Annotated in this window: 33 protein-coding genes and 1 pseudogene; 30 read left to right on the top strand and 4 right to left on the bottom strand. The window is 57.4% G+C overall.

Translation table 11 applies throughout. From position 1 onward, the window contains the following. Positions 1-14: 14 nt before the first annotated feature. The 30 genes from rplD to rplQ all read left to right on the top strand — a co-directional run bounded on the left by rplD (position 15) and on the right by rplQ (position 16,797). A complete protein-coding gene (gene rplD / locus OHL23_RS21725) occupies positions 15-704 on the top strand; it encodes a 50S ribosomal protein L4 (RefSeq protein WP_263354062.1) in 690 nt (229 codons plus the stop codon). Further along, positions 704-997 (top strand): 50S ribosomal protein L23, encoded by a 294-nt coding sequence (locus OHL23_RS21720; RefSeq protein WP_263354061.1) that lies wholly within the window; start codon positions 704-706, stop codon positions 995-997. Before rplD ends, OHL23_RS21720 begins: the two co-directional genes overlap by 1 nt. Positions 998-1,129: 132 nt before the next feature. After that, entirely contained in the window at positions 1,130-1,954 is an 825-nt protein-coding gene (gene rplB, locus OHL23_RS21715) for a 50S ribosomal protein L2 (RefSeq protein ID WP_263354060.1), read from the top strand. A 14-nt stretch (positions 1,955-1,968) separates the two neighbouring features. After that, a complete protein-coding gene (gene rpsS / locus OHL23_RS21710) occupies positions 1,969-2,256 on the top strand; it encodes a 30S ribosomal protein S19 (RefSeq protein WP_263354059.1) in 288 nt (95 codons plus the stop codon). 79 nt (positions 2,257-2,335) lie between these two features. Next, complete coding sequence (gene rplV / locus OHL23_RS21705) at positions 2,336-2,830, top strand: 50S ribosomal protein L22 (RefSeq protein ID WP_263354058.1); 495 nt, start codon at positions 2,336-2,338, stop codon at positions 2,828-2,830. Between the two features lie 80 nt (positions 2,831-2,910). After that, positions 2,911-3,585, top strand: coding sequence for a 30S ribosomal protein S3 (gene rpsC, locus OHL23_RS21700; protein ID WP_263354057.1), 675 nt, complete (start codon positions 2,911-2,913; stop codon positions 3,583-3,585). 63 nt (positions 3,586-3,648) lie between these two features. Further along, entirely contained in the window at positions 3,649-4,098 is a 450-nt protein-coding gene (gene rplP / locus OHL23_RS21695; RefSeq protein WP_263354056.1) for a 50S ribosomal protein L16, read from the top strand. A 48-nt stretch (positions 4,099-4,146) separates the two neighbouring features. Then, positions 4,147-4,410: a 50S ribosomal protein L29 gene (gene rpmC / locus OHL23_RS21690; protein ID WP_263354055.1), complete on the top strand. Its 264-nt coding sequence runs from the start codon at positions 4,147-4,149 to the stop codon at positions 4,408-4,410. A 2-nt stretch (positions 4,411-4,412) separates the two neighbouring features. Continuing rightward, positions 4,413-4,760: a 30S ribosomal protein S17 gene (gene rpsQ, locus OHL23_RS21685; RefSeq protein WP_263354054.1), complete on the top strand. Its 348-nt coding sequence runs from the start codon at positions 4,413-4,415 to the stop codon at positions 4,758-4,760. A 68-nt stretch (positions 4,761-4,828) separates the two neighbouring features. Beyond that, positions 4,829-5,200 (top strand): 50S ribosomal protein L14, encoded by a 372-nt coding sequence (gene rplN / locus OHL23_RS21680; RefSeq protein ID WP_263354053.1) that lies wholly within the window; start codon positions 4,829-4,831, stop codon positions 5,198-5,200. A 75-nt stretch (positions 5,201-5,275) separates the two neighbouring features. After that, positions 5,276-5,608: a 50S ribosomal protein L24 gene (gene rplX, locus OHL23_RS21675; protein ID WP_263354052.1), complete on the top strand. Its 333-nt coding sequence runs from the start codon at positions 5,276-5,278 to the stop codon at positions 5,606-5,608. Between the two features lie 124 nt (positions 5,609-5,732). Next, positions 5,733-6,281 (top strand): 50S ribosomal protein L5, encoded by a 549-nt coding sequence (gene rplE / locus OHL23_RS21670; RefSeq protein WP_263354051.1) that lies wholly within the window; start codon positions 5,733-5,735, stop codon positions 6,279-6,281. A 21-nt stretch (positions 6,282-6,302) separates the two neighbouring features. Beyond that, entirely contained in the window at positions 6,303-6,488 is a 186-nt protein-coding gene (locus OHL23_RS21665; RefSeq protein ID WP_263354050.1) for a type Z 30S ribosomal protein S14, read from the top strand. 102 nt (positions 6,489-6,590) lie between these two features. Next, the gene (gene rpsH / locus OHL23_RS21660; RefSeq protein ID WP_263354049.1) at positions 6,591-6,989 is read left to right on the top strand and encodes a 30S ribosomal protein S8; all 399 of its coding nucleotides are present in this window, start codon (positions 6,591-6,593) and stop codon (positions 6,987-6,989) included. Positions 6,990-7,126: 137 nt separating this feature from the next. Further along, the gene (gene rplF / locus OHL23_RS21655) at positions 7,127-7,666 is read left to right on the top strand and encodes a 50S ribosomal protein L6 (protein ID WP_263354048.1); all 540 of its coding nucleotides are present in this window, start codon (positions 7,127-7,129) and stop codon (positions 7,664-7,666) included. A 100-nt stretch (positions 7,667-7,766) separates the two neighbouring features. Continuing rightward, the gene (rplR, locus tag OHL23_RS21650) at positions 7,767-8,123 is read left to right on the top strand and encodes a 50S ribosomal protein L18 (protein ID WP_263354047.1); all 357 of its coding nucleotides are present in this window, start codon (positions 7,767-7,769) and stop codon (positions 8,121-8,123) included. Between the two features lie 71 nt (positions 8,124-8,194). Next, a complete protein-coding gene (gene rpsE / locus OHL23_RS21645) occupies positions 8,195-8,701 on the top strand; it encodes a 30S ribosomal protein S5 (protein ID WP_263354046.1) in 507 nt (168 codons plus the stop codon). Positions 8,702-8,703: 2 nt separating this feature from the next. Next, complete coding sequence (rpmD, locus tag OHL23_RS21640) at positions 8,704-8,889, top strand: 50S ribosomal protein L30 (protein WP_263354045.1); 186 nt, start codon at positions 8,704-8,706, stop codon at positions 8,887-8,889. Between the two features lie 125 nt (positions 8,890-9,014). Next, positions 9,015-9,494, top strand: a complete 480-nt coding sequence (rplO, locus tag OHL23_RS21635; protein WP_263354044.1) for a 50S ribosomal protein L15 — start codon at positions 9,015-9,017, stop codon at positions 9,492-9,494. Positions 9,495-9,654: 160 nt separating this feature from the next. After that, the gene (gene secY, locus OHL23_RS21630) at positions 9,655-11,040 is read left to right on the top strand and encodes a preprotein translocase subunit SecY (protein WP_263354043.1); all 1,386 of its coding nucleotides are present in this window, start codon (positions 9,655-9,657) and stop codon (positions 11,038-11,040) included. After that, positions 11,040-11,777 (top strand): adenylate kinase, encoded by a 738-nt coding sequence (locus OHL23_RS21625; protein WP_263354042.1) that lies wholly within the window; start codon positions 11,040-11,042, stop codon positions 11,775-11,777. The genes secY and OHL23_RS21625 overlap by 1 nt, the downstream gene beginning before the upstream one ends. An 83-nt stretch (positions 11,778-11,860) precedes the next feature. Next, a complete protein-coding gene (gene map, locus OHL23_RS21620) occupies positions 11,861-12,613 on the top strand; it encodes a type I methionyl aminopeptidase (RefSeq protein WP_263354041.1) in 753 nt (250 codons plus the stop codon). 100 nt (positions 12,614-12,713) lie between these two features. Next, positions 12,714-12,932, top strand: a complete 219-nt coding sequence (infA, locus tag OHL23_RS21615) for a translation initiation factor IF-1 (protein ID WP_263354040.1) — start codon at positions 12,714-12,716, stop codon at positions 12,930-12,932. A gap of 68 nt (positions 12,933-13,000) precedes the next feature. After that, complete coding sequence (rpmJ, locus tag OHL23_RS21610) at positions 13,001-13,114, top strand: 50S ribosomal protein L36 (protein ID WP_013581269.1); 114 nt, start codon at positions 13,001-13,003, stop codon at positions 13,112-13,114. 169 nt (positions 13,115-13,283) lie between these two features. Further along, positions 13,284-13,667, top strand: a complete 384-nt coding sequence (gene rpsM / locus OHL23_RS21605; protein WP_263354039.1) for a 30S ribosomal protein S13 — start codon at positions 13,284-13,286, stop codon at positions 13,665-13,667. After that, positions 13,667-14,083, top strand: a complete 417-nt coding sequence (gene rpsK / locus OHL23_RS21600; RefSeq protein ID WP_263354038.1) for a 30S ribosomal protein S11 — start codon at positions 13,667-13,669, stop codon at positions 14,081-14,083. The genes rpsM and rpsK overlap by 1 nt, the downstream gene beginning before the upstream one ends. Further along, positions 14,083-14,262 carry a DUF1272 domain-containing protein gene (locus tag OHL23_RS28975; protein ID WP_396127393.1) on the top strand — a complete coding sequence of 60 codons (180 nt, stop codon included), beginning with the start codon at positions 14,083-14,085 and terminating at the stop codon, positions 14,260-14,262. Before rpsK ends, OHL23_RS28975 begins: the two co-directional genes overlap by 1 nt. Positions 14,263-14,335: 73 nt before the next feature. Further along, positions 14,336-14,965 (top strand): 30S ribosomal protein S4, encoded by a 630-nt coding sequence (rpsD, locus tag OHL23_RS21595; protein ID WP_263354037.1) that lies wholly within the window; start codon positions 14,336-14,338, stop codon positions 14,963-14,965. A gap of 177 nt (positions 14,966-15,142) precedes the next feature. Beyond that, positions 15,143-16,237 (top strand): DNA-directed RNA polymerase subunit alpha, encoded by a 1,095-nt coding sequence (locus tag OHL23_RS21590; protein ID WP_263354036.1) that lies wholly within the window; start codon positions 15,143-15,145, stop codon positions 16,235-16,237. An 86-nt stretch (positions 16,238-16,323) separates the two neighbouring features. Next, the gene (rplQ, locus tag OHL23_RS21585; RefSeq protein WP_317891714.1) at positions 16,324-16,797 is read left to right on the top strand and encodes a 50S ribosomal protein L17; all 474 of its coding nucleotides are present in this window, start codon (positions 16,324-16,326) and stop codon (positions 16,795-16,797) included. A 76-nt stretch (positions 16,798-16,873) separates the two neighbouring features. Here the strand turns inward: rplQ and OHL23_RS21580 are convergent, their stop codons facing one another. From OHL23_RS21580 to OHL23_RS21565, 4 genes and pseudogenes are all read right to left on the bottom strand, one after another. Continuing rightward, positions 16,874-20,158: a chitobiase/beta-hexosaminidase C-terminal domain-containing protein gene (locus OHL23_RS21580; RefSeq protein ID WP_263354035.1), complete on the bottom strand. Its 3,285-nt coding sequence runs from the start codon at positions 20,156-20,158 to the stop codon at positions 16,874-16,876. A gap of 506 nt (positions 20,159-20,664) precedes the next feature. Next, a pseudogene (locus OHL23_RS21575) lies at positions 20,665-21,630 on the bottom strand (hypothetical protein); the annotation flags it as partial. Between the two features lie 15 nt (positions 21,631-21,645). Continuing rightward, positions 21,646-21,840, bottom strand: coding sequence for a hypothetical protein (locus OHL23_RS21570; RefSeq protein ID WP_263354034.1), 195 nt, complete (start codon positions 21,838-21,840; stop codon positions 21,646-21,648). 150 nt (positions 21,841-21,990) lie between these two features. Continuing rightward, positions 21,991-23,001 carry a glycosyltransferase family 47 protein gene (locus OHL23_RS21565; protein WP_263354033.1) on the bottom strand — a complete coding sequence of 337 codons (1,011 nt, stop codon included), beginning with the start codon at positions 22,999-23,001 and terminating at the stop codon, positions 21,991-21,993. Between the last annotated feature and the right edge of the window lie 62 nt (positions 23,002-23,063).

The following is a 23,063-nucleotide window of genomic DNA, read 5'->3' as shown; positions in this document are numbered from 1 at the left end:
GAAAGAAGAAGAAGATGGCAAACGTGGATGTAGTCAATCTGAACGGGGACAAGGTCGGCACTGTGGAGCTGGCGGACGAAGTGTTCGCAGCCTCAGAAGTGAACGAAGCTCTCCTGTGGGAAGCGGTAAAGCACTATCGCGCCGCTATGCGCCAGGGCACCCACGCCACCAAGAATCGCAAGCTCGTGGCCGGCTCCGGCAAGAAGCTCTGGAAGCAGAAGGGGACTGGCCGCGCACGTATCGGTTCGGTGCGTTCTCCCCTGTGGCGTCATGGCGGCACGGTGCATGGACCGCAGCCGCGCAGCTACGATTACGCTTTCCCGCGCAAGAAGTTGCTGGGCGCATTGCGTTCCGCTCTGGCTTCGAAGCTGGCCGACGGCAAGCTGACCATCGTGGATTCCCTGGAGATCAAGGAAGCCAAGACGAAGCTGTATCGCGCCGCTCTGGATAAGCTCGGAGCGAACCGGACTACGCTGATCGTCGAGAGCGGCAAGACGCTTTCGGAGGCACTGTTCCTCGGAGTTCGTAATCTTGATCGCGTTGAGCTGATGCTCAATAACGAGGTTCATCCTTACGACCTGTTGCGCTATGAGCGGGCGATCTTCTCGAAGGCTGCTATCGAGCTTCTCGGCGAATCGCTGAAGAAGACAGTCTCGAAGCGAAAGCTGGCAGCGCAAGCCGCCGCACAGAAGGAGGTCGCATAATGCCGACACTCTATGAGATTATTCGCCGCCCTCTGATCACGGAAAAGGGCCTGCAGGTCAAGGAAACCGAGAGCACTTTGGTATTCGACGTGGCTCCCGAGGCGACCAAGACGGAAGTCAAGCAGGCTGTCGAAGCACTGTTCAAGGTGAAGGTGGAGAATGTCCGCACCGCCAACGTGCTCGGCAAAGAACGTCGCAGGGGCAAGTTTTCCGGCTATAAACCGGACTGGAAGAAGGCGTATGTTCGCCTGAAGTCCGGAGAAAAGCTGCCGGAGTACGTGGCCAACTACTAGTTCCGTTGAATTACGGAAAAGTAGTGCTGACGGGTAAGTCGCAGGAATTATCGGGGCGAAATTTGAACCCCGGAGAAACGTGGGAGACGGGTCAGGCGAGAGCCGGCCTCAGTTGCCCAAGGGAAACAGACGATGGCAATCAAGACATACAGACCGATTACGCCGACGCTTCGCTTCCAGACTTCGCTGGTGAATGATGACATCACCACGAACGAGCCGCACAAGGCACTGGTAGTTACGCGCAAGCGCAGTGGCGGACGCCGCAATTCCGGCGATCTGACCATGCGTCATCACGGCGGCGGACATAAGAAGCAGCTACGCCTGATCGACTTCAAGCGGGACAAGTATGGCGTCCCTGGTACGGTAGCCACGATCGAGTACGACCCCAACCGCTCTTCGCGCATCGCCCTGATTCACTACGTGGACGGCGAGAAGCGTTACATCATCCAGCCAGTCGGCCTCAAGGTCGGCCAGAAGGTGATGAGCGGTCCCGATGCGGACATTCTGATCGGCAATGCGTTGCCGCTCAAGAACATTCCCTCCGGCACCACGGTCCACAACATTGAGCTTCGCCCTGGCAAGGGCGCGCAGATGGCGCGTTCGGCAGGAGCCCAGGCTCAATTGGTCGCCAAGGAAGGCGATTACGCGCTGCTCAAGCTGCCCTCCGGCGAGACCCGCAAGGTGCTCGTGGATTGCATGGCGACGATCGGCCAGGTGGGCAACACCGATCACGAGAACGTGGCCATCGGCAAGGCGGGACGTAACCGCTGGAAGGGCATCCGTCCTACCAACCGCGGTGTTTCGATGAACCCGGTCGACCATCCGCACGGCGGCGGCGAGGGCAAGACCTCGGGCGGCCGTCATCCGGTGACCCCATGGGGCCAGCCGACACGTGGCTACAAGACGCGTAACAACAAGCGGACCGATGCATTCATCGTCAGCCGCCGGGCAAAATAGGGTAGGGGAGATTTATGGCACGGTCAACGAAGAAGGGTCCCTTTGTGGACGAGCATCTGATCAAGAAGGTGGAAGTGCTGAATGCCGCCAACGACAAGAAGGTCGTCAAGACCTGGTCGCGGCGCTCCACGATCTTCCCCGAGTTCATCGGCCACACCGTTGCCGTGCATAACGGCAGAAAGTTCATTCCAGTCTACGTGACGGAGAACATGGTCGGGCACAAGTTCGGCGAGTTCTCTCCGACCCGCACCTTCAAGGGGCACACCCAGAAGTCGGCAGAGTCGGGCGCGAAGGCGCGGTAATTGCAGGCTCTGTTTGAGCCGGCTAAAGCAGTGATTTGGGCACGCCGCCAGGACGGCTAGTCCCCGAGGAAGGCAGATTATGGCAGTCGAAACAAAGGAATTTCGGGCCGAAGCAAGGTTCCAGCGCGTATCGCCGCAAAAGGCGCGGCTGGTGCTGAATCTGGTCAAGGGCCAGGGAGTTCAGAAGGCGCTGGAGACGCTGGCTTTTACCAAGAAGCGGATCGCTCCGGTGATTCACAAGGTGCTGACCTCGGCACTGGACAATGCGAAATACCTGTCCGATGAACGCGGTCTGGATCTGGATGTAGACAACCTGTTTGTGAAGACGGCCGTGGCCAATGAAGGACCGCGCATGAAGCGCATCCGTCCCGCCCCGATGGGCCGGGCTTTCCGCTACCAGCGGCGTCTCACCCACATCATCGTTTCTGTGGCAGAGCGGCCTGAAGCCGAGGGTCTGGTGACGAAGGTCGTTGCGGCGGAAGCCAAAGCGTCAAAGCCAGCCAAAAAGTCGGCAGGCAAGACGTCCACCAAGACGGCGCGGAAGTCAACGGTCAAGGCCAAGTCGGCTGCGTAACTTCTAAACGGCTAGCGTAGCTCAAAGTTTTGTAGTGGTTTGTAACACCGGTTCGCAAAGAAGGATTTGAGAGGCAAAGTATGGGACAGAAAGTCCACCCCTATGGATTTCGGCTCGGAATCAACAAGCCCTGGCGCTCACGCTGGTTCAGCGTTCGCGACTACGCGAAGCTGCTGGTTGAAGACGTTAAGCTCAAGGAAGAGCTGAAGGACAAGCTGAAGGCTGCTGGCGTGAGCTCGGTCGAGATCGAGCGTCCGGGCAACAAGCTGCGGTTCATCATCCGCACCGCACGCCCTGGCATTGTGATTGGCCGCAAGGGTACGGAAATCGAGAAGCTGAAGACTGAACTGGCCAAGCGCACCGGCCGGGACGTCTTCATCGATATCCTCGAAGTGAACAAGCCGGAGCTTGACGCTCAACTGGTCTCGGAAAACATCGCGCTGCAGCTCGAAAAGCGCGTCGGTTTCCGCCGCGCAATGCGCAAGAGCGTGGATTCGGCGCTGCGTTTCGGCTGCAAGGGGATCAAGGTTCGCGTGTCGGGCCGTCTGAACGGCAACGAAATCGCGCGCTCCGAGTGGTATCTCCAGGGACGTCTGCCGCTGCACACGTTGCGCGCCGACATCGACTATGGTTTCTCCGAGGCGCGCACGACCTACGGCGTGATCGGCGTGAAGACATGGATCTATCGCGGCGATATCTACGAGCAGAAGCGGCGTCAGCCGGTTGCGGTTGGTGCGGGAGCGTTTCAGCTTTAGATTGTTGTCGCCACGAGTCACGTTTTGATTGAGTTTCGCTAAGCAAGTACTGAGGATTTCGCTATGTTGATGCCAAAGAAGGTTAAGTTTCGCAAGCAGCAGAAGGGCAAAATGCGCGGCAAGGCATGGCGCGGCTCCACGCTGAGCTTTGGCGAATACGGTCTGAAGGTCATGGAGTGCGGCTATATTACCGACCGCCAGATCGAAGCCAGCCGTATCGCGATGACGCGCTTCATCAAGCGCGGCGGCAAGGTCTGGCTTCGCCTGTTCCCCGATAAGCCGGTGACCAAGAAGCCGGCCGAAGTTCGAATGGGCTCGGGAAAGGGTGCTCTGGATCACTGGGCGGCGGTGGTTCGTCCGGGCAAGATCCTCTTCGAGATGGAGGGAGTTACTCCCGAAATCGCGATGGAAGCGATGCGCCTGGCGGCGAACAAGCTGCCCCTCAAGACGCGCTTCGTGCAGCGTCCCGCGGTGATCAAGAATGCTCCAGCTGAAACGGAAGCGGCGCAGTAAGAAGTTGGAATTGAGGCGGCCCGGCATCGGGCTTGCTGGAGAGAAGATATGGAATTGACGAAGATTCGTAACTGGAGCGATGACGAACTGAAGATCGAAGAGGTCAAGGCCTCCGAGCAGCTCTTCCGCATTCGCTTCCAGGCCAAGCTGGGGCAGAACGAGGGCGTTAAGAAGCTGCGCGAACTGCGTAAGGATATTGCCCGCATCAAGACGGTTGCCCGCGAGCGAGCAATCGGCATTCACGGCGCTGCGCCGGTCGCCGTCTCGGCTGCGCCTGTCAAGGCCAAGAAGACCAAGAAGGAGGCCAAGTAATTATGACGGCCACTAAGGAAACTCCGCAGGTTGCGGCAACGGAAGGCGCGGTAACTTCGAGCGCCGCCGGACGGCGTAACGAGAAGGTCGGCAACGTTGTTTCGACCAAGATGCAGAAGACGATTGTCGTTGAGGTCGAGATGCGCAAGGCGCATCCGAAGTACAAGCGCATCGTCAAGAGCAACAAGAAGTTCTATGCCCATGACGAGCAGAATTCGGCGCGTGTCGGCGATGTGGTTCGGATTCGCGAGAGCCGTCCGCTGAGTAAGCTGAAGCGCTGGGCTCTGGAAGAGATTGTCCGGCGTTCATCGCTGGCGCAGATTGAAGACGCGGCCCCGTCGGCCAGCTAGTTGCAGCAGATTGAGCCAGGCCCGATTCGCGCTTGACGCGGTCGGACGCCGGGAGAAGGAGTAGGCATATGGCAGTACAGATGAGAACGATGCTTGCAGTCGCCGATAATTCGGGCGCTCGCAAGTTGCAGGTAATCCTTCCCCTGGGTGGTTCTTCCGGCAAGAAGGCTGGTCTGGGCGATGTGGTGACGGCCGCCGTGAAGGAGTCTTCGCCGGATGGAACGGTGAAGAAGGGCAAGGTTGTCAAGGCTGTGATCGTGCGCACGCGCAAGGAGTATCGTCGCCGCGATGGTACCTACATCCGCTTCGACGAGAATGCGGCGGTGCTGATTAACGAGGCCGGCGAGCCCGTGGGTACGCGCGTCTTCGGGCCGGTTGCCCGTGAGTTGCGCGAGAAGAAGTTTTTGAAGATTGTATCGCTGGCTCCCGAAGTTATCTAACTTCCGGGCGTGTTTACAAATGAGATTGGGCTGCATGGCGGAGTGATCCGGGTCCAGGCGGCAGGTGAGAGAGAAATGGCTGGATTGAATATTCATCGCAACGACACGGTCGAGGTAATCGCGGGATCGGACGCCGGCAAACGCGGGCGTGTTCTGCGGGTATTCCCGGACAAGGATCGCGTTCTGGTTGAGCACGTTCGCGTGGTCAAGAAGACTGTCAGCTCGAAGTCGGGCAAGAACACCAAGGGCGGCATCGCGGAACAGGAGTCGCCGCTGCATGTTTCGAATGTAGCGATCGTCTGCTCGAGCTGCGGCAAGGCGACGCGGGTCGGCTACAAGGTTGAAGGCGACACTAAGACCCGGGTCTGCCGGAAGTGCGGCAATGCACTGCCGACGAAGGCAAAGTAGTTTCTGTATTTGATCCCGATTGGGGTGCCTCGTTGAGAGGCGTCGCCAGTCAATCACTTCCGTAACGGTATACGGGTTCCTTAAGACCCACTCCGCAGACCGGAAGAAAGAGAGCATAGAGCAAATGGCAGCACGTTTGAAAGAGAAGTACCAAGGTGAGATTCGCACGGCGCTCCAGAAGGAGCTGGGCCTGGACAACATCATGGCCGTCCCGCGAATTGAAAAGATTGTCGTGAACATGGGTCTTGGCGAAGCCACCCAGAACACCAAGCTGCTCGATCCGCTGGTTGCGGATCTGGCTGCCGTGACCGGACAGAAGCCGGTGACCACGAAGGCGAAGAAGTCGATTGCGGCCTTCAAGGTGCGGGCCGGTATGTCAATCGGCGCCATGGTGACGCTGCGCAGCGATGCGATGTACGAGTTTCTGGACCGCCTGATCTCGACGGCTTTGCCTCGGGTTCGCGATTTTCGCGGCGTGTCCACCAAGAGTTTTGACGGGCGTGGCAACTACACGCTTGGCCTGCGCGATCAGCTGATCTTTCCGGAGATCGATTACTCCAAGGTGGAGAAGCTGAAGGGCATGAATATCACCATCGTGACTACAGCCACGGATGACAACTCGGCTCGCGCTTTGCTGCGCCAGTTCGGGATGCCGTTTCGCCAGGGCGCGTAAGCGAGAGGATCAAGAGGAAATATGGCAACCACCGCAAAACGAGTGAAAGACGCGCGCAAGCCGAAGTTCAGCTCCCGCAAACACAATCGATGCCAGCTCTGCGGACGTCCGCGTGCGTTCCTTCGCAAGTTTGGGATCTGCCGTCTGTGCTTCCGTAGCCTGGCGCATAAGGGAGAAATCCCCGGCGTTGTCAAATCGAGCTGGTAAGCAGTAGCGAGTTGAAACGAAGCATCTAGCAACGAAGCTAGTGAACATCCCCGCAGGTTCTCTACTGGATAAGTGGAGCGAACGGGGGATGAAGGAGAAGGAATGAGTCTGACCGACCCTGTTGCAGATTTTCTGGCGCGCATCCGGAACGCAATCCGTGCACGCCACCAGAAGCTGGATGTGCCAGCTTCGAAGTTGAAGGCCGAGATTGCCCGCATTCTCAAGGAAGAGGGCTACATCTCGAACTACAAGACCCAGGAAGAAGACGGCAAAGCGATTCTGCGCGTGTATTTGAAGTACGGTGCGGGTTCTGAAGCTGCGATCCGCGATCTGGCCCGCATCTCTCGTCCTGGCTGCCGCGTTTATATCGGCCGCGACGAGATTAAGCGAGTACAGGGTGGATTGGGTATCTCGATCATGACCACCCCGAAGGGTGTCATGACCGGTCGTCAGGCGCGCCGCGAAGGCGTAGGCGGCGAGATCCTCTGCGAAGTCTGGTAGGACTGGCCGTCCAGGCGGTCGCTTCGCGTGACCTAGCTGGCCGTTGTTGAGATTTACAAGAGCTATGCTCTTGGGCTGCAGTGGAATTTGAGAGCGAAAGCTGTCAAAGGACTCGCAAGCCACTTAAGGATTAAGAAATGTCGCGTATTGGCAAGAAACCGATTCCGTTGCCGGCAGGCGTGAAGTACACCGTCGACGGCAACACTGTTCTCGTTGAAGGACCCAAGGGTAAAGTCTCTGCGTTGATTGCCCCCGGCATCACGCTGGAAAAGACCGACGGAGTGCTCCATGTGAACCGCGAGAGCGACAAGGCTGCCGCGTTCCATGGTCTTACCCGTGCATTGGTCTACAACGCAGTTCACGGTGTGACCCAAGGCTGGACCAAGGATCTGGACATCGTCGGTATCGGATACCGTGCGGAAATGAAGGGCAAGGGGATGGTGGTATTCACCCTGGGCTATTCGCACCCCATCGAGTTTCCGCTGCCCACAGGCATTGAAGTGACGATCGATCCGAAGCAGACACACCTGACCATCTCCGGTATCGACCGACAGAAGGTCGGCCAGGTTGCCGCGGATATGCGGTCACTGCGCAAGCCCGATCCGTACAAGAACAAGGGTGTTCGCTACACCGGCGAGAAGCTGAAGAAGAAGGCCGGCAAGTCGGGCAGTAAATAACAGGAATAGGGACCAGGGATTAGGGAATAAATATTCCGAACTGGTCCCACTACGACCGAACGAGACTGTGAAGCAGTTTCGCTGATAGGAAGAAACGACAATGATTGCAAAGACAGAACGAAATCAGATTCGCAGCCGGGTGCATTTCCGCATTCGCGAGAAGATCTCCGGCACGCCCGAGCGACCGCGCCTGAACGTTTACCGTTCGCTCAACCATATCTACGCGCAGGTCATCGACGACACGAAGGGCGAGACTCTGGCTTCCGCCTCGACGCTCGCAGCCAAGATTTCTACCGGCGGCAATGTTGCTGCGGCCAAGGAAATCGGCAAGCTGGTGGCTGAGCAGGCTATTGCCAAGGGTGTGAAGAAGGTCGTGTTTGACCGTGGCGGCTATCTCTACCACGGACGCATCAAGGCGCTGGCCGATGCCGCGCGCGAAGCTGGTTTGGACTTCTAAGTCGCAGGTCTGGATTTCGAAGCAAAAGGATCAAGGGCCTGGAAGGCCCCCGGGAAGGACACGGAAGAATAATGGCATTTACGAAGAAACTCGACGCCAACAGCTTCAAGCTGACCGATCAAGTCGTGGCGATCAACCGCGTAACCAAGGTGGTCAAAGGCGGTAAGAACATGTCCTTTGCCGCGCTGGTGGTGGTGGGCGACGCGACTGCCGGAGTCGTCGGCTATGGTTCCGGCAAGGCCAAGGAAGTTCCTCAGGCGATTCGCAAGGGAATTGAATCGGCCAAGAAGAATCTGGTCAAGATCAACCTGACGGAGACCACGATTCCGCACCAGGTGCTGGGTCGCTATGGCTCCGGTCACGTGCTGTTGAAGCCGGCTCCGGAAGGAACAGGCGTCATTGCCGGTGGCGCGGTGCGCGCTGTGATGACTTCGGCGGGCGTGCAGAACGTGCTGACCAAGAGCCTGGGTACGGCCAATCCGCACAACGTGATCAAGGCTACCTTTGACGCACTGACGCAACTGCGCGACAAGGCCGAAGTCGCCCTGATGCGCGGCAAAACGGTTGAGGAGCTTTAATCATGACCGAAGCCAAGAAAATTCGCATTCAGTACTATCGTTCGGCTATCTCGACCCCGGTTAAGCACAAGAGAGTGATCGTGGGCCTGGGCTTTACGCGCCTCAATCAGGTTGTAGAGCGCGTGGACAATGAGTCGGTTCGCGGCATGGTCAAGACTGTTCCGCACCTGGTCCGCATCCTGGACTAAGTTACCTCGAGTGTGAAGTGTGAAATGTGGAGTGTGAGCTGTTTTCGCACTTCACATTTCACACTTCACACTCGCACTAACGCGAGTCGGCAGCACGCCAGTGTCGGCGCATGAGCGAGGAAAACATGGCAAAGAATCTATCGAATCTGCGCGCCCCCAAGAAGGCAAACATCGGGCGCAAGCGTGTCGGCCGCGGTATGGGCTCCGGCATGGGCAAGACCTCAACCCGCGGCCACAAGGGCCAGGGATCGCGCTCCGGCTCCAGCCTGATGCGCGGCTTTGAGGGTGGCCAGATGCCGCTGCACCGTCGTCTACCCAAGCGCGGCTTCACGAATATCTTCCGCGTGGAGTACACGGTCATCAACCTCACCCGCATCGCTTCCGTTGCTGCTGAAAAGGGTGTCTCCGAGATTGGCCTAGACGACTATAAGAAGCTCGGTCTCTGCAGCAGCAAGAAAGAGCTGATCAAGATCCTCGGCAATGGGGAATTGACCTCGGCGATCACCATCAGCGCGCATAAGTTCTCCAAGTCTGCTCAGGAAAAGATCGAAAAGGCTGGCGGTAAGGCGCTCGTTGCCGGCGGGGAAGCTGTCGCGAAGGCGTAGTTCAATCCATCTCCGGCAGTTTCTAAGCCGTTCGCGAGGACAGGCGAGGGCTGCCGGGGGTAGGATGATAGATACAGCCAACGTCTGGGTGTTAGGGTAGGCGAATCGTTGGAAGGCGGATCCTGAAGATCAGGTTTTCCGCGGAGTGGATTTCCCAGCTATGTTCGAAAAATTCCTCAATATCTTTCGTATTCCGGATCTCCGCAAGCGCGTCCTCTTCACGCTGGGTATGCTGGCCATCTATCGTCTGGGCGCGTGGCTGCCTACGCCAGGGGTCAACAGCAAGCTGCTCGACCAGTTCTTCCATACGCAGGGCGGTTCGGCGCTTGGCCTCCTGGACATGTTTTCCGGCGGTAACCTGCGCAAGTTCACGATCTTTGCGCTGGGCATCATGCCGTACATTACGGCGTCGATTATCTTCCAGCTCCTGACTGTCGTATACGAGCCGCTAGCCCGGCTTCAGAAGGAAGGTGAACTGGGACGCCGCAAGATTACCCAGTGGACCCGCTATCTCACTGTGGTTCTCGCCGCATTCCAGTCGATTGCCATCGCCTTTGGCTTGAACAGCCAGGGAATGACCATTATTTCCGGTCCGTCCTTCATCCTGTTGACGGTCCTGACACTGACCACCGGCACGGCATTCATCATGTGGCTGGGTGAGCAGATTACAGATCGCGGCATCGGCAACGGCATGAGCCTGCTGATCTTTACAGGTATCGTCGTAGGATTGCCGCGCGGCATGGCCGGAATTGCGGACAAGATTCGCACCAACGCCTGGGGCGCTTTCACGGTGCTGGCGGTCCTGATTCTGCTGGCGGCAATGGTGGCGCTGGTGGCCTTTATCGTCTACGTCGAGCGCTCGGAGCGGCGGATTCCGGTGCAGTCCGCGCGGCGAATCGTTGGACGGCGTCAGATGGGCGGCCTCAGCTCGCACCTGCCGCTGAAGGTGAACTCCGGCGGCGTAATGCCGGTGATCTTCGCAGCCTCGATTCTCTCGGCACCATTGCTTTTCGGCCAGATCGGGTTCGTTCAGTCGAACAAGTTCCTGTCCAATGTGCTGGCCAATCTTCAAACAGGCGAGCCCTGGTACTTGGTCCTGTTCATTGCGGCGATCATCTTCTTCGCCTATTTCTATATCTCGATTGTCTTCCGTCCCGATGACATCGCGGACAATATGCGCAAGAGCGGATCGTTCATTCCAGGCATCCGTCCCGGGCGGCGCACGTCGGATTACATCAATGACATCCTGACTCGCATCACGCTGGTCGGCGCGGTTTACCTGATTCTGATTTCTCTGGTACCGACATTCCTGATCTCGGGCTTCCACCTAAACCATCTCTGGCTGGTCGGCGGTTTCTTCGAACATCTGCCGACATGGGTTACCAACGGTCTCGGCCTGAATTTCTACTTCGGCGGAACTTCGCTCCTGATCGTTGTGGGTGTGGCGATGGATACAGCCAACCAGATCGAGTCGCAGCTGATTATGCGTCATTATGACGGCTTCTCGCCGCGTTCCGGCCGCATTCGCGGAAGGAAGACGTGGTAATGGCTACGGCGGCGTCAATGGTTACGGGAGCGGACAAGCAGCCTAAGCAGGTCGTTCCAGGGCCGATTTTGCTGCTAGGTGCGCCTGGGGTGGGTAAGGGAACACAGGCTAAAGAACTTGTGAAGCTCTGGGGCATTCCCCAGATTTCAACGGGCGATCTGCTCCGTGCGCATCGGGATCGCGGAACCGAGCTTGGCAAGCTGGCCGATGAGTTGATGAAGCAGGGCAAGCTGGTGCCCGATTCGCTGGTCAACGATATGGTCGCGGCGCGACTGCTAGAGCCCGACACCTCGCGCGGATTCATTCTCGATGGTTTTCCGCGTACACTGCCGCAGGCGGATTGGCTCGACAATTATCTGAAGGAGCAGGCGGGGCAACCGGGAAGCAACTGCTGTTGTCTACCCGTAGTTGCAGTGAACATTCAGGTGGACTATACTCAGTTATTGCGCCGTATCACTGGGCGCAGGAATTGTCCTGTCTGCCAGACGATCTATAACGTCTACCTGCAACCGCCCAGGCATGAGGGTATTTGCGACGTAGAGGGTGCGACCCTGGTACAGCGAAGCGACGATACAGAAGAATGCTTTGCAGGGCGGATGAAAACCTACGAAAGCCTGACCGCGCCCGTTATTGAGCATTATCGCGCGCTGAGCAGGTTTGCCGAGGTCAATGGAGATCAGCCGGTGGCCGAAGTGGCTGCTGGCATTGTGTCTTCTGTCGAGCGTTTACGAGGTTAGAGCGATTTCTGGCTTCTATCTCGGATCGTTTCGGCGGGTTTTTGTGTGAAAGAGCAGCGGAATTTTGAAGGGTAAGTGGTACTGTGGCGGTCATTTTAAAGTCAGCACGGGAAGTTGAACACATGAGGCGCGCCGGCAAAGTCGTCCGCCAGGTGCTGGATCATGTGCGCGATCAGGTCCGTCCGGGCGCCACGACGCAGGATCTTGAAAATGCCGCCGAGGCGATGCTCAAGGATTTGGGCGCGAAGGCGGCGTTCAAGGGCTATCACGGTTTCCCCTGCGTTCTCTGCACCTCGGTCAACAGTGAGGTGGTGCATGGTATTCCGTCAAAGGCCCGGATTCTGAAGGAAGGCGACATCGTTTCCATCGATTGCGGGGCGATTGTCGACGGCTTCTATGGCGACGCGGCGATCACCGTGCCGGTAGGCGAAAAGATCGACCACAAGACGCAGCGATTGCTCGACGCGACTCAGGCATCGCTTCGGGCGGCGATCGAGACGGTCAAGCCTGGGGCTACGCTGGGCGATATAGGAGCTGCGGTTCAGGCGGTGGTCGAGGCGGAAGGTTTTTCTGTGGTGCGCGATTTTGTCGGCCACGGAATCGGGACGCGGATGCACGAAGACCCGCAGGTTCCCAACTACGGCGAGCGTGGGCGCGGTATGAAGTTACGCGAGGGCATGGTGTTGGCGATTGAGCCGATGGTGAATGCCGGCAAGCCGGGTGTGGAAGTTTTGAAAGATGGATGGACGGCAGTTACGGAAGACGGCAGCATGAGCGCCCATTTTGAGCACACGGTGGCAGTCACCGCGACGGGCGCTATGATTCTGACCGAGTAACGAATCTATGGTTTTAACCGGATTGCGATTATGCCGTTCGGTACAACAGGCTGGGCCTTAGGGGAACTGAGGGCGAATCCGGCGGAAGCGGAAACTGAGTTTGTCGAAGGAAGACGCGATTGAGGTAATGGCAGTGGTTGTAGAGACGCTGCCCAACGCCATGTTCAAGGTCAAGCTGGAGAATGAGCATCAGGTGCTGGCTCATGTTTCCGGCCGCATGCGGAAGAACTTCATTCGCATTCTCCCCGGAGACCGGGTCGCGGTCGAATTAAGTCCGTATGACCTGAATCGCGGGCGGATTGTATACCGCTATAAATAGGATTGTTAACAGCATTCAGCCGTAAGGTTGGAAGGCCGGGCTGATAAGGCCCGAGAGGAAGCAGCAAAATGAAGGTTCGTGCATCAGTCAAGAAGATTTGCGATAAGTGCAAGGTCATTCATCGCCGCGGTGTGGTGCGGGTGATCTGCGAAAACGCAAAGCATAAGCAGCGTCAGGGATAAGTTCCGCCCTGGTATTTGCGGAAACCTCCATCGGGTAGATGTATTCAGGCCCAGGGGCTAGTTAGCCGAAGTCAAGGCTTGCGAGGAACCCCGGAGGAACGCCGTAGTAACCTGTGCAGGCCGGATGGAAGCCGGAAGCACACAGCCTGAGTAACAACGAAGGAAGCACATGGCACGTATTGCTGGCGTCGATCTGCCCCGCAACAAGCAGGCACGAATCGCGCTCACGTACATTTTCGGGATCGGTAACCCGCGTGCGCTCAGGATTCTGGAGAAGGCGAATGTCGACGCCTTCAAGAAGATCCAGGATCTGGGCGAAGACGAGGTCAACCGCATTCGTCAGGTGATTGAAGATGAAGGAAACATCGAAGGCGACCTGCGCAAGGACGTCTCGATGCACATCAAGCGCCTGATGGACATCCAAAGCTATCGCGGAACGCGCCACAAGCGCTCGCTGCCCGTCAACGGCCAGCGCACCCGCACCAACGCTCGCACCCGCAAGGGACCCCGTAAGGGCACCGTTGCCGGCAAGAAGAAAGCGACCAAGACCTAATGGCAAAGCAGCAGAGCGCCGCGGCCAAGCCGGGCAAAAATAAGAAGTTCAAAAAGCGTGAGCGAAAGAATGTTCCATTTGGCTTGGTCTACATTCAGGCTACGTTCAACAACACCATTGTGACCATCACCGATCCGATGGGCAACACGCTGAGCTGGAAGAGCTCCGGGTCACTTGGCTTCCGCGGTTCGCGTAAGGGAACTCCCTTCGCGGCGCAGCAGGCAGCTCAGAACGCGGCAAACGCCGCGCGGGATCACGGCCTTCGTGCCGTTGACGTGCGCGTCTCCGGACCGGGTTCGGGTCGTGAGTCGGCGATTCGTGCGCTGGCTGCGGCCGGCATCGACGTTCGCTCGATTCGGGACGTTACGCCGGTTCCACATAACGGCTGCCGTCCGCCCAAGCGTCGTCGCGTCTAATGACGCTCGAAATGCGTCCGGTCTGCGAGCGGTGCAATACGCTGCTCGCGCTGGACGGCAAAGCGTTCATTTGCAGTTACGAATGCACGTTTTGCGAGCAGTGTTTCGCGGAGCTTGAGGGTATTTGCCCCAACTGCCGCGGGGAATTGGTTCGCCGGCCCACACGGGTCACGAGCTAGCAAACTAAGGGCCGGGAAGAAGCTGTCGCTTGCGACACCGTAAACCGGCCGACATCCGAAGTCAGGAGAATTCATGGCACGTTACACCGGCCCCGTATGCCGCCTTTGCCGTCGCGAAGGCACAAAGCTCTTTTTGAAGGGCACCAAATGCATGAGCGACCGTTGCCCGCTGGAAAAGCGCAACTTCGCTCCTGGCCAGCACGGCCAGAGCCGCAAGGCCAAGATCGTGGGTTACGGTCTGCAACTGCGTGAGAAGCAGAAGGCCAAGCGCATCTACTTCACCCTCGAGACCCAGTTCCGCGCTTATTACGAGAAGGCGAACCGCGCCACTGGCGTCACGGGCGACCTGCTCATCCAGCAGTTGGAGCGCCGTCTCGACAACGTGGCATTCCGTCTCGGATTTGCTATCAGCCGCCGTCAGGCACGCCAGGTTGTTCGTCACGGGCACGTCGAAGTGAATGGCCGCAAGGTGAACATTCCTTCGTATCAGGTGAGCGTGGGTGACACCATCGCCATCCGTGAGAACGCCAAGAAACTCGGAATCGTGGAAGCTGCCAGCGCATACGCGGCGCAGAACCATTCGCCCTCGTGGCTCCAGATCGACTTCCCGAACTTTACAGGCAAGGTGATCTCGCTTCCGAAGCGCGACGAGGTTTCGCTGCCGGTCAACGAGCAGTTGATCGTCGAACTTTACTCCAAGTAAGTCTGGAGCGTGAAGTGTGGTTAGTGTATTTTTCACACGCCACACTTCGCATTCACACTCGTACTTGAACCACCCCGGACTAACACGCTGTCCGGTCAATCCAAACGAAGGATAGCCAGTGTGACCGGCGCAAAATGCTTCGCGCCGGAGAGGGCACACAGGAAAAGGAAATAAGCAATGTTGTGGCGAGGATTTCAAAAGCCGAAGCGTTTGGCAGTCGATGCTGAGACGTTAACCGAAAAGTTTGGCAAGTTCAGCGCGCAGCCCTTTGAGCGCGGGTTTGGTACGACGATTGGCAACGCCCTTCGCCGCACCCTGCTCAGCTCGATCGAGGGAGCCGCAGTCACCGCCGTCCGCATCGAGGAAGTGCTGCACGAATTTCAGTCGATTGGCGGCGTGGTAGAAGATGCAACCGATATCATCCTGAATCTGAAGCAGATTCCGTTCAAGCTCAATGGCGACGGCCCAAAGGCGTTGTATCTTCGCGCTGACCAGCCCGGCGTTGTGACTTCGGGTATGATCGAGGCCGATGGCGACGTCGAGATTCTCGACAAGGATGTGTACATCGCGACTGTCTCCGAAGGTGGCCGTCTGGACATGGAGATGCGCCTCAAGCGTGGGCGCGGTTATGTCTCCGCCGACAAGAATTTCGATGCCGATCTTGGCATTGGTTTTATCCCTGTGGATTCGGTCCACTCGCCGGTCCGCCGCGTGAACTATCTCGTCGAAGCGGCCCGGCTCGGACAGATCACCGACTACGACAAGCTGACCCTCGAAGTGTGGACCAACGGCGCTGTTCTGCCAGCCGATGCAGTCGGTCTGGCTGCCAAGCTCCTCAAGGACCACATGAACATCTTCATCAACTTCGAGGAGGAAATCGAGGCGGAAGGTCATCATGACACAGGCTTTGGAACGCTGCGTAATGACAATCTGAATCGCTCCGTTGAAGAGTTGGAGCTTTCGGTTCGCAGCTACAACTGCCTTAAGAACGCCAACATTCAGACCATCGGCGAACTGGTGCAGAAGACCGAAGCCGAGATGCTTAAGACCAAGAACTTCGGTCGCAAGAGCCTGAACGAAATCAAGGAGATCCTGGCTCAGATGGGGCTCTCCCTGGGTATGAAGATCGACGAGAACGGCAACGCCGTCCCCGGACCGACCAGCATTCTCCCCTCTGCCGCCCTGGCCGCTGGCTTCAGCCGCTTCGACGACGAGGACGAACTGCTCGACTCCGTGGATATGCTTCTGCCGACCGAGACGGAAAACTTTTAGTACGAGTGTGAAGTGCGGAGTGTGGGGTGTGCAAGGCATCCACACTTCACACTCACACTTCACACTTATTGAAAGAGAGCAACATCATGCGCCATCGCAATGCAGGATTTAAACTCGGACGCAACACCAGCCATCGCCGCGCGCTTCTGCGCAACCTGGTCACGTCCGTCATTATCGAAGACCGCGTCGAGACGACTGTGGCCAAGGCGAAGGCCGTGCGTCCTCTCGTGGAAAAAATGATTACGCTGGGCAAGAAGGGCGATCTGCATTCGCGCCGTCAGGCACTCGCGTTCCTGATGACCGATGACTCCGTGACCCGCTTGTTCGAGACTGTGGCTCCGCGCTACGGTGACCGCAACGGCGGCTATCTGCGCATCGTCAAGACCGGCTTCCAGAAGGGCGATGGCGCCGAAAAGGCCTTCATCGAACTCCTCGGTGCTGAAAAGCAGCTGGACGAGAAGCGCCAGAAGCGGACCGATGCCAAAGCCAAGAAGCGCGCTGAACTCGAAAAGCAGCTTGAAGAGTCGAAGGCTGCCGAAGGTGGCGAAGAGGCTGCTTAGTCAGGCTCGTCGTCTCGCTTCGGTAGTAAAACGGATACACTCCTGATTGGATGTATCCGTTTTTTTTCGGCAGCCGCTACTCTCGTTTTTGCTGGGCTTGTCCGATTGAATCAGCCCCCTTGTACCCGTTGGACACCGTGCCAGTGATTGGCGAACTGGCCGACGGCGCGGAAGTCACGGTGAACGCGGCCGATGCTTCTGAACTCCATAGGTAGCCCGGTGCTATCGCAATCGCTCGCAGCGACGCTGTTGAGGGCACTTGCACTGGACCGCTGTACATTGGCGAAGAAGTACCAGGAGCAGTCCCGTCGAGCGTGAAGTAAATGGCCGAGCCTGGTGTGCTGTCGCTGATGGTAACAATCGGTGGGGTGGCAAAAGTCCCTCCCGCAGGTGTGATTTCAGGCGTTGCTGTGAGCGCTGTTGAGGGTTTGGCATAGCCCACCACTTCGCGGACCACCATATTCCCGACGTCGGCAATGTAAAGACTTCCGTGCTTGTCCATGACGATGCCGGTGGGGCCGTTGAGTGCCGCATTCGTTGCCGGTCCTCCGTCTCCGCTTGCGCCGACCAGGTCCGAGCCCGCAATTGTTGTGATGATGCCCGTCGTTGCAAAAACCTCTCGAATGCGGTTGTTTCCAGCGTTGGCGATGTACAAATTGTCCATGGAGTCGAATAGCATTCCCACCGGAGTTGCTAGAAAGCCCGACGTGGCTGGACCGCCGTCGCCGAGAACCGGGAAAAAGTACATAGCGTTTTCGGGTGGATTGAATCCCGCCACTGCATTGATTACGCCAGTCTTTGCGGAGACCTGCTCGATCGTGAAGGCGCACGCGATATACAGATTTCCGGTGCTGTCGAATGCGACTCGACTGGCAGCGGTGAGGCTGGCAGCGGTCGCCAGTCCGCCATCGCCTCCTGACCCGCCTCCAGCCACTGTTTTAATCACCCCTGTCGTCGCGGATACTTCGCGGACCCTCAAGTTGGAGCTATCGGCGATAAAAAGGTTTCCTACCTTGTCTAGCGCAATACCTGTCGGGGAATTGAGTTCAGCCAAGGTTGCGGCAGCGCCATCGCCAGAGAAACCGGCGTGACCTGTGCCCGCGACTGTAGAGATCATGCCGTTGCTTGCGGAAATGCGTCGAATGACGTTGTTTCCGGAGTCTGCAATGTAAATGTCGCCGGCGCTGTCGATTGCAATGTCCAAAGGCGTAGAGAGTGTCGCATCGATCGCCGGCCCTCCGTCTCCGGTATAGCCTGAATGGCCGCTTCCTGCGATGGTGGTAATCAGGCCCGTGCTGGCGGAAATCTCCCGGATCACATTATTTCCGCTATCCGCGACGTAAAGATTGCCCGCTCCATCCAATGCGACGGATCCCGGGTTGTTGAAAGTTGCGGCGAGCGGATTGCCTCCGTCTCCGCTATAGCCCTCCGCCCTATTGCCTGCGACGGTATAAATCAGCTGACTGGCTGGCGTTGTGATGATGTAGGAAGCCGTGGCCACCGCGCTGGGAGGGGCATTCGCGGAGCCCACTTGGGCACTCAAAGTCTCATTGGCCCCCACGATAATGGCGTCGTCATAGCGCGCGGAAGTGGTCGAAGATGACGGTGGTGAGCCGTCGATTGTGTAGAAAAGAACGGTGAACCGATTATCTGCGCAACAAATAGTGACCGTCTGCGGCGAGGCATAGGTTCCGCCAGGTGGCGAAAAGGTCGGGGTCGCGTTGGGAGGTACAGTACTCGTGTAAACCGCCGAAGCTATCTGACTCTGGGAATAACCAGGAGCCAGCGCAATCGCTTGCAGGGTCGCACTTGAGTCGATCAAGATACCACCTGAGTAAACGGTGGATGTCGATGTAGGTATCGAGCCATCCGTTGTGTAATAGATCTGCGCTGCTGCATTTGAATCGGTAATTCCAGTCCCTTCGACTGTGGAAAATGTGCCCGACGGCTGGGTTATGACGGGCGTTGGCGTAGCATTTCCGGGAAGAGAAGGATAAAAGATGACTTCTCGAACCAGATTGTTTCCGGCATCTGCGATATATAGATTGCCTGTCTTGTCAAAGGTAATTTTCTCCGGACCGCTAAGTTCATTCTTTCCATCTGATCCTCCTGATCCGTTGTATCCGTTCGTGCCATTCCCTGCGATGGTTGTGATAATTCCTGCCGTGGATACTTCACGGATCGCACCGTTTCCGTGATCCGCGATGTAGAGGTTGCCCGCCGAATCAACGGCAACGCCCTCTGGGTTGAAGAGTTCGGCGCTGGTGGCCGCTCCACCGTCGCCCGCGTAGCCGCCTGTCCCTGATCCCTTCTTGCCGCTTCCGGCTCCAAATCCATTTCCGGCCACGGTGCTGATCAATCCAGTCTTCGCGGAAACCTCGCGGACGACGTTGTTGTTGTAGTCGGCAATAAAAATATCGCCGGCACTATCCAACGCAACTCCCGCCGGGTAATTCAGTTCGGCATTTGTGGCTGCTCCGCCGTCGCCGGAGTAGCCGCTTGTTCCGGTTCCGGCAACTGTTGTGATGATTCCAGTGGCTGCTGTTACCTTGCGAACCAGGTTATCCCCTGAGTCAGCGATATAGAGGTTGCCGGCAGCGTCGACTCCCACATCTTCTGGAGAAGATAGCCGTGCGCCGGTTGCCGGACCTCCATCGTCACCGCTGCCACCGCCAGCCACGACGGTGAGACTGCCATTCGAAACCGAGACTTCTCGAATGAGGTTGTTGAAATAGTCCGCAATGTAGAGATTGCCTGAGTTGTCCAGAGACATTCCCATTGGGAATGTCAGACCGTTCGCAGTGTTCACAATGGCCGTGAGAACTCCGGAAGCCTTCGAAATCTCACGAACGCAATTGTCTCCGGAATCCGCAATGTAAACGTCCCCCGCCGGATCTACCGCGATCCCGCCCGGAACGCCCAGTTCCGACGCGGTTGCCAACATGGGGCCCACCGCTGGCGATCCGCAGTCTCCGGACTGGGTAGTCCCGGCGATCGTGTACATCACAGGATGGTTGATTGTGTAGGCGGCGTCCGTTTCAGCCGACGGGTCATAGTTCGTAGCCACGGCGATCGCTTTGAGCGTCTCTGTTGCGCTTACTTGAATGGATGCAGTGTACTGAGTGGAACTTGCCGTCGGCGTACTTCCGTCGGTTGTGTAATAGATCTTTGCTCCCGAAGTTGCGTCCATGATTTGTACGGACTGGGCCGAGTTATAGGAACCCGCCATAGGCAAGAACGTTGGCGCGGACGCCGATGGGAGAGTTGGGGGCATTGGACTGGAAGGGTGATTGGAAGAAGAGCATCCGGAAAGGACGACCACGACTGCGACAAATAGGAGCGGAAGAGACAGCTTAGGCATGGCTAGGGCTCCTTGGCGATTGCGGAAAGATAGGTCATGACGACTGAAAATTGGAGAGGTCCAATTTTCAGATCCGCAAAAGGCTTGCGTACAGCGCCTGGGGAGATACCAATTTCAATGACTCTACTCGAAGAACTGTCGGACTAGCTATCAAAATCCGAAGTTCCGTGAAATTATTCCTACACACTTATTAAGAATCTCTGCGATGTTACGGAAAATCCGAAGTTATATCGAGAAATAGCACGGAGAGGGGCCGACTCTTTGGTTGACCGAGCCACTTTTTATCGATCATCGTCGCTTCGCCTCGACGGTGCAGGTCCTCGCTGATGCGCCGACACAGCAGTAAGTTCTATTGCTGGTGCGATGGCACGAATCACTATTTCCTGGTTTTTGCGGGTTTCGGTACAAAGTAGCCGCGACGTGCCTGCAATTGAAGCCCGTCGCGATCGACTTTGACTTTCAATCGGTGGTAGGAGCCATCCTGCTTCACGCCGTCCAGTGGAAGCTCAAGCAAGTACGTGCATTCCGGCGTCTGTGCCAGGCTCTTGAATCCTGCACCGAGATCGTTGCTGCCGTGAAAGAACGTTCCGCCTGTCCCATCGGCTAACTCGGCCATCACGTTTTCGGCAAGTGTCATGCTTGTCCGGCGATACTCGCCCTGCGACTGCAAGCTTCCCCCCCGCGCTGAACCCTGGACTGCGCTCGCTGGCGTTGAGTTCTGTCGTAAACACCCCGCGCGCATCGAGGGCGCTGATCGTGACATTCGATTGCGCGGCCATGTCGATCAGCCGGGATTCCATCGTCAGGGCTTCTGCTTCATAGGATAGGAAGCCTGGCGATACAAGGATCATGATGCGTTCTCCGGGCAGGGTCGCAACGCGACGGATGTATTCAGCCATCGACTTATAGGTCGCTTGAATATCCTGATGGTTCAGATTCAGGACACGCATTGCCGTTGAATCCGCAATCCTTTCGGCCATGTTCGCGTCGCGCTGGGGATTCAGGCCTGGCGAACAGTCGAACAACTGCCGCATCGCGTCCTGAAGCGCCGTTTCGTCATGTTTGTTTTCGATTTGATCAGCCTGGTAGTAATCGAGCTTCGGACACTCGGCGTTGTCGGAGCGGTAGAGGCTGCGGGATCGCAGGCTCATGATTGCGTCCCGTAACTTGGCGCGGTCACGGATCAGTCCGGTATTCGTGGTTCCGGAAATAGAGACGACAGCGGCCATATTCGAGCCTGTCAATGCCGCATCGATTACCTTGGCGCTTGCCTTCTGTGCGTGTGCGAGGTCTTCGTTGCTCAAGTGCAGGTCATCAAACAGGAAAATAATGAAACGCTGGGCCACGACAGGAGGCTGAGTGGTTGTGATGGCGCCGGATAAGGCGGGACCGGTGCTCGCTGCCACCTCTTCGCTGATGCCGTGGCTTTCGATTACAAATCCAGACACAGGGCGCGGCTTGTCGTTATCGAAGACCTGAAAGTCTCCCTACTTCAAGTCGCGAACGACCTGGCCTTGCGCATCACGGGCCACTACCTGGACCAATACCCGGTTGACGTTTACCTCGATCTTGAATGGGGTGTCCTGAGATGGGCTCTCTTGCGGCGCTGCGGAACGGAAGCAAGAGAGCAGCAGCCACAAGCCGAATACCTGGACCGGGCAACCTGGCCTTCCTGCTTTCATCCGCACTCCGCAGCCGATCCTGAGACTCTACAAACCTGGACGCCATCCTACGCTGCGTTGCAGGGAGTAAGCGAGCAGTTTGTCGCGGAGATACTTCGCATTTCGGGCCGAGGCGGATCTGGCCAACGTTCAGCGGAAAGATACGACGCTCTAAAGGAGGATGCGTCCGAACTGCTTGTACAGATGCTTCTTCGAGGTCAGATATCGGCGAAGATTTCCGTCATCGAAGAGATGACGCCAGACCCGACGCCCGGCGATAGCTTCGCTTGTGCTCCGTGCGTGCAACATCGCAAGGCAGTCCTCGGCCAGCCAGTGAAAGCGGACATTGGAGGCATAGATGCGCTCCCATTCCTGCCGGGCGCGCAGCCCCATTTCGGTCGCTCGGTGCAGATTCGCTTCCAGGATCTGAGGCAGGTTTGCAACGTCCTTTTCCGCGACGATGATGCTGCAACTCGGCCAGTCAACGCGCTCGGGATAGACCCATTCATCGGCCAGGATGACAGGGCATCGTCCCATGCGCATCGATTCGAATAATCGAATGCTTCCGGGCCCACGGCCGCGCGGACACAGAGAGAATGCTCCTATATCGATGGCGTCGGCGTAGTGAGACCAGAACTGATGGCGGTCCTGCTCTTCGCCTCCGACGAGCATCTTCAACGCGAACTTGGATGTGTCTTCGATGAGGAAGCGGTCAGCAGGCAAATTGCCTAACGCAGCCCGAACGGGGTGATTTTCCAGGGAACCGATGAAGCACCCGAGATACTTGGGATTGGTATGCGGTGCGCGGAACTCAATATAAGGATTCTCGTCGAGCCGGAGATAGTAGCCGGTGCGTGTACGGGTGGGATCGTGGTACTGCTTCCGCAGGGATGCATAAATGCCCGGAAGGAATGGGAGTGCGTAATCTCCCGGATCGAACAGGAAGCATTTCTCGCGGTATTGTTTTACATAAGGATCACGGCGAACTAACTCGGAAAACAGCCCGTGCCCGCCTAACTCGGCAAACAGAATAACATCAGCTTCCGAGGGATTGTCTGTGAGCTGATGAACGCCGAATACATCCTCTTCAGCGCTCTTTCGAAATAGTTTGTATCCGCCTTGGTACCATGGATCGATTTTTGCGTCCGTGAGCGCAACTGAATGCAGCAAGACCTTCGCCAACCAATCCTCCTCAATCTTTTCCCAATCATAGCATCGAGGGACCGCGTTTCATCGCTGTGATT

The sequence above is a fragment of the Acidicapsa acidisoli genome (assembly GCF_025685625.1).
GTDB classification, from domain to species: domain Bacteria; phylum Acidobacteriota; class Terriglobia; order Terriglobales; family Acidobacteriaceae; genus Acidicapsa; species Acidicapsa acidisoli.
The sequence above is the reverse complement of the archived record's forward strand: the minus strand, read 5'-3'. Positions and strand labels throughout refer to the sequence as shown.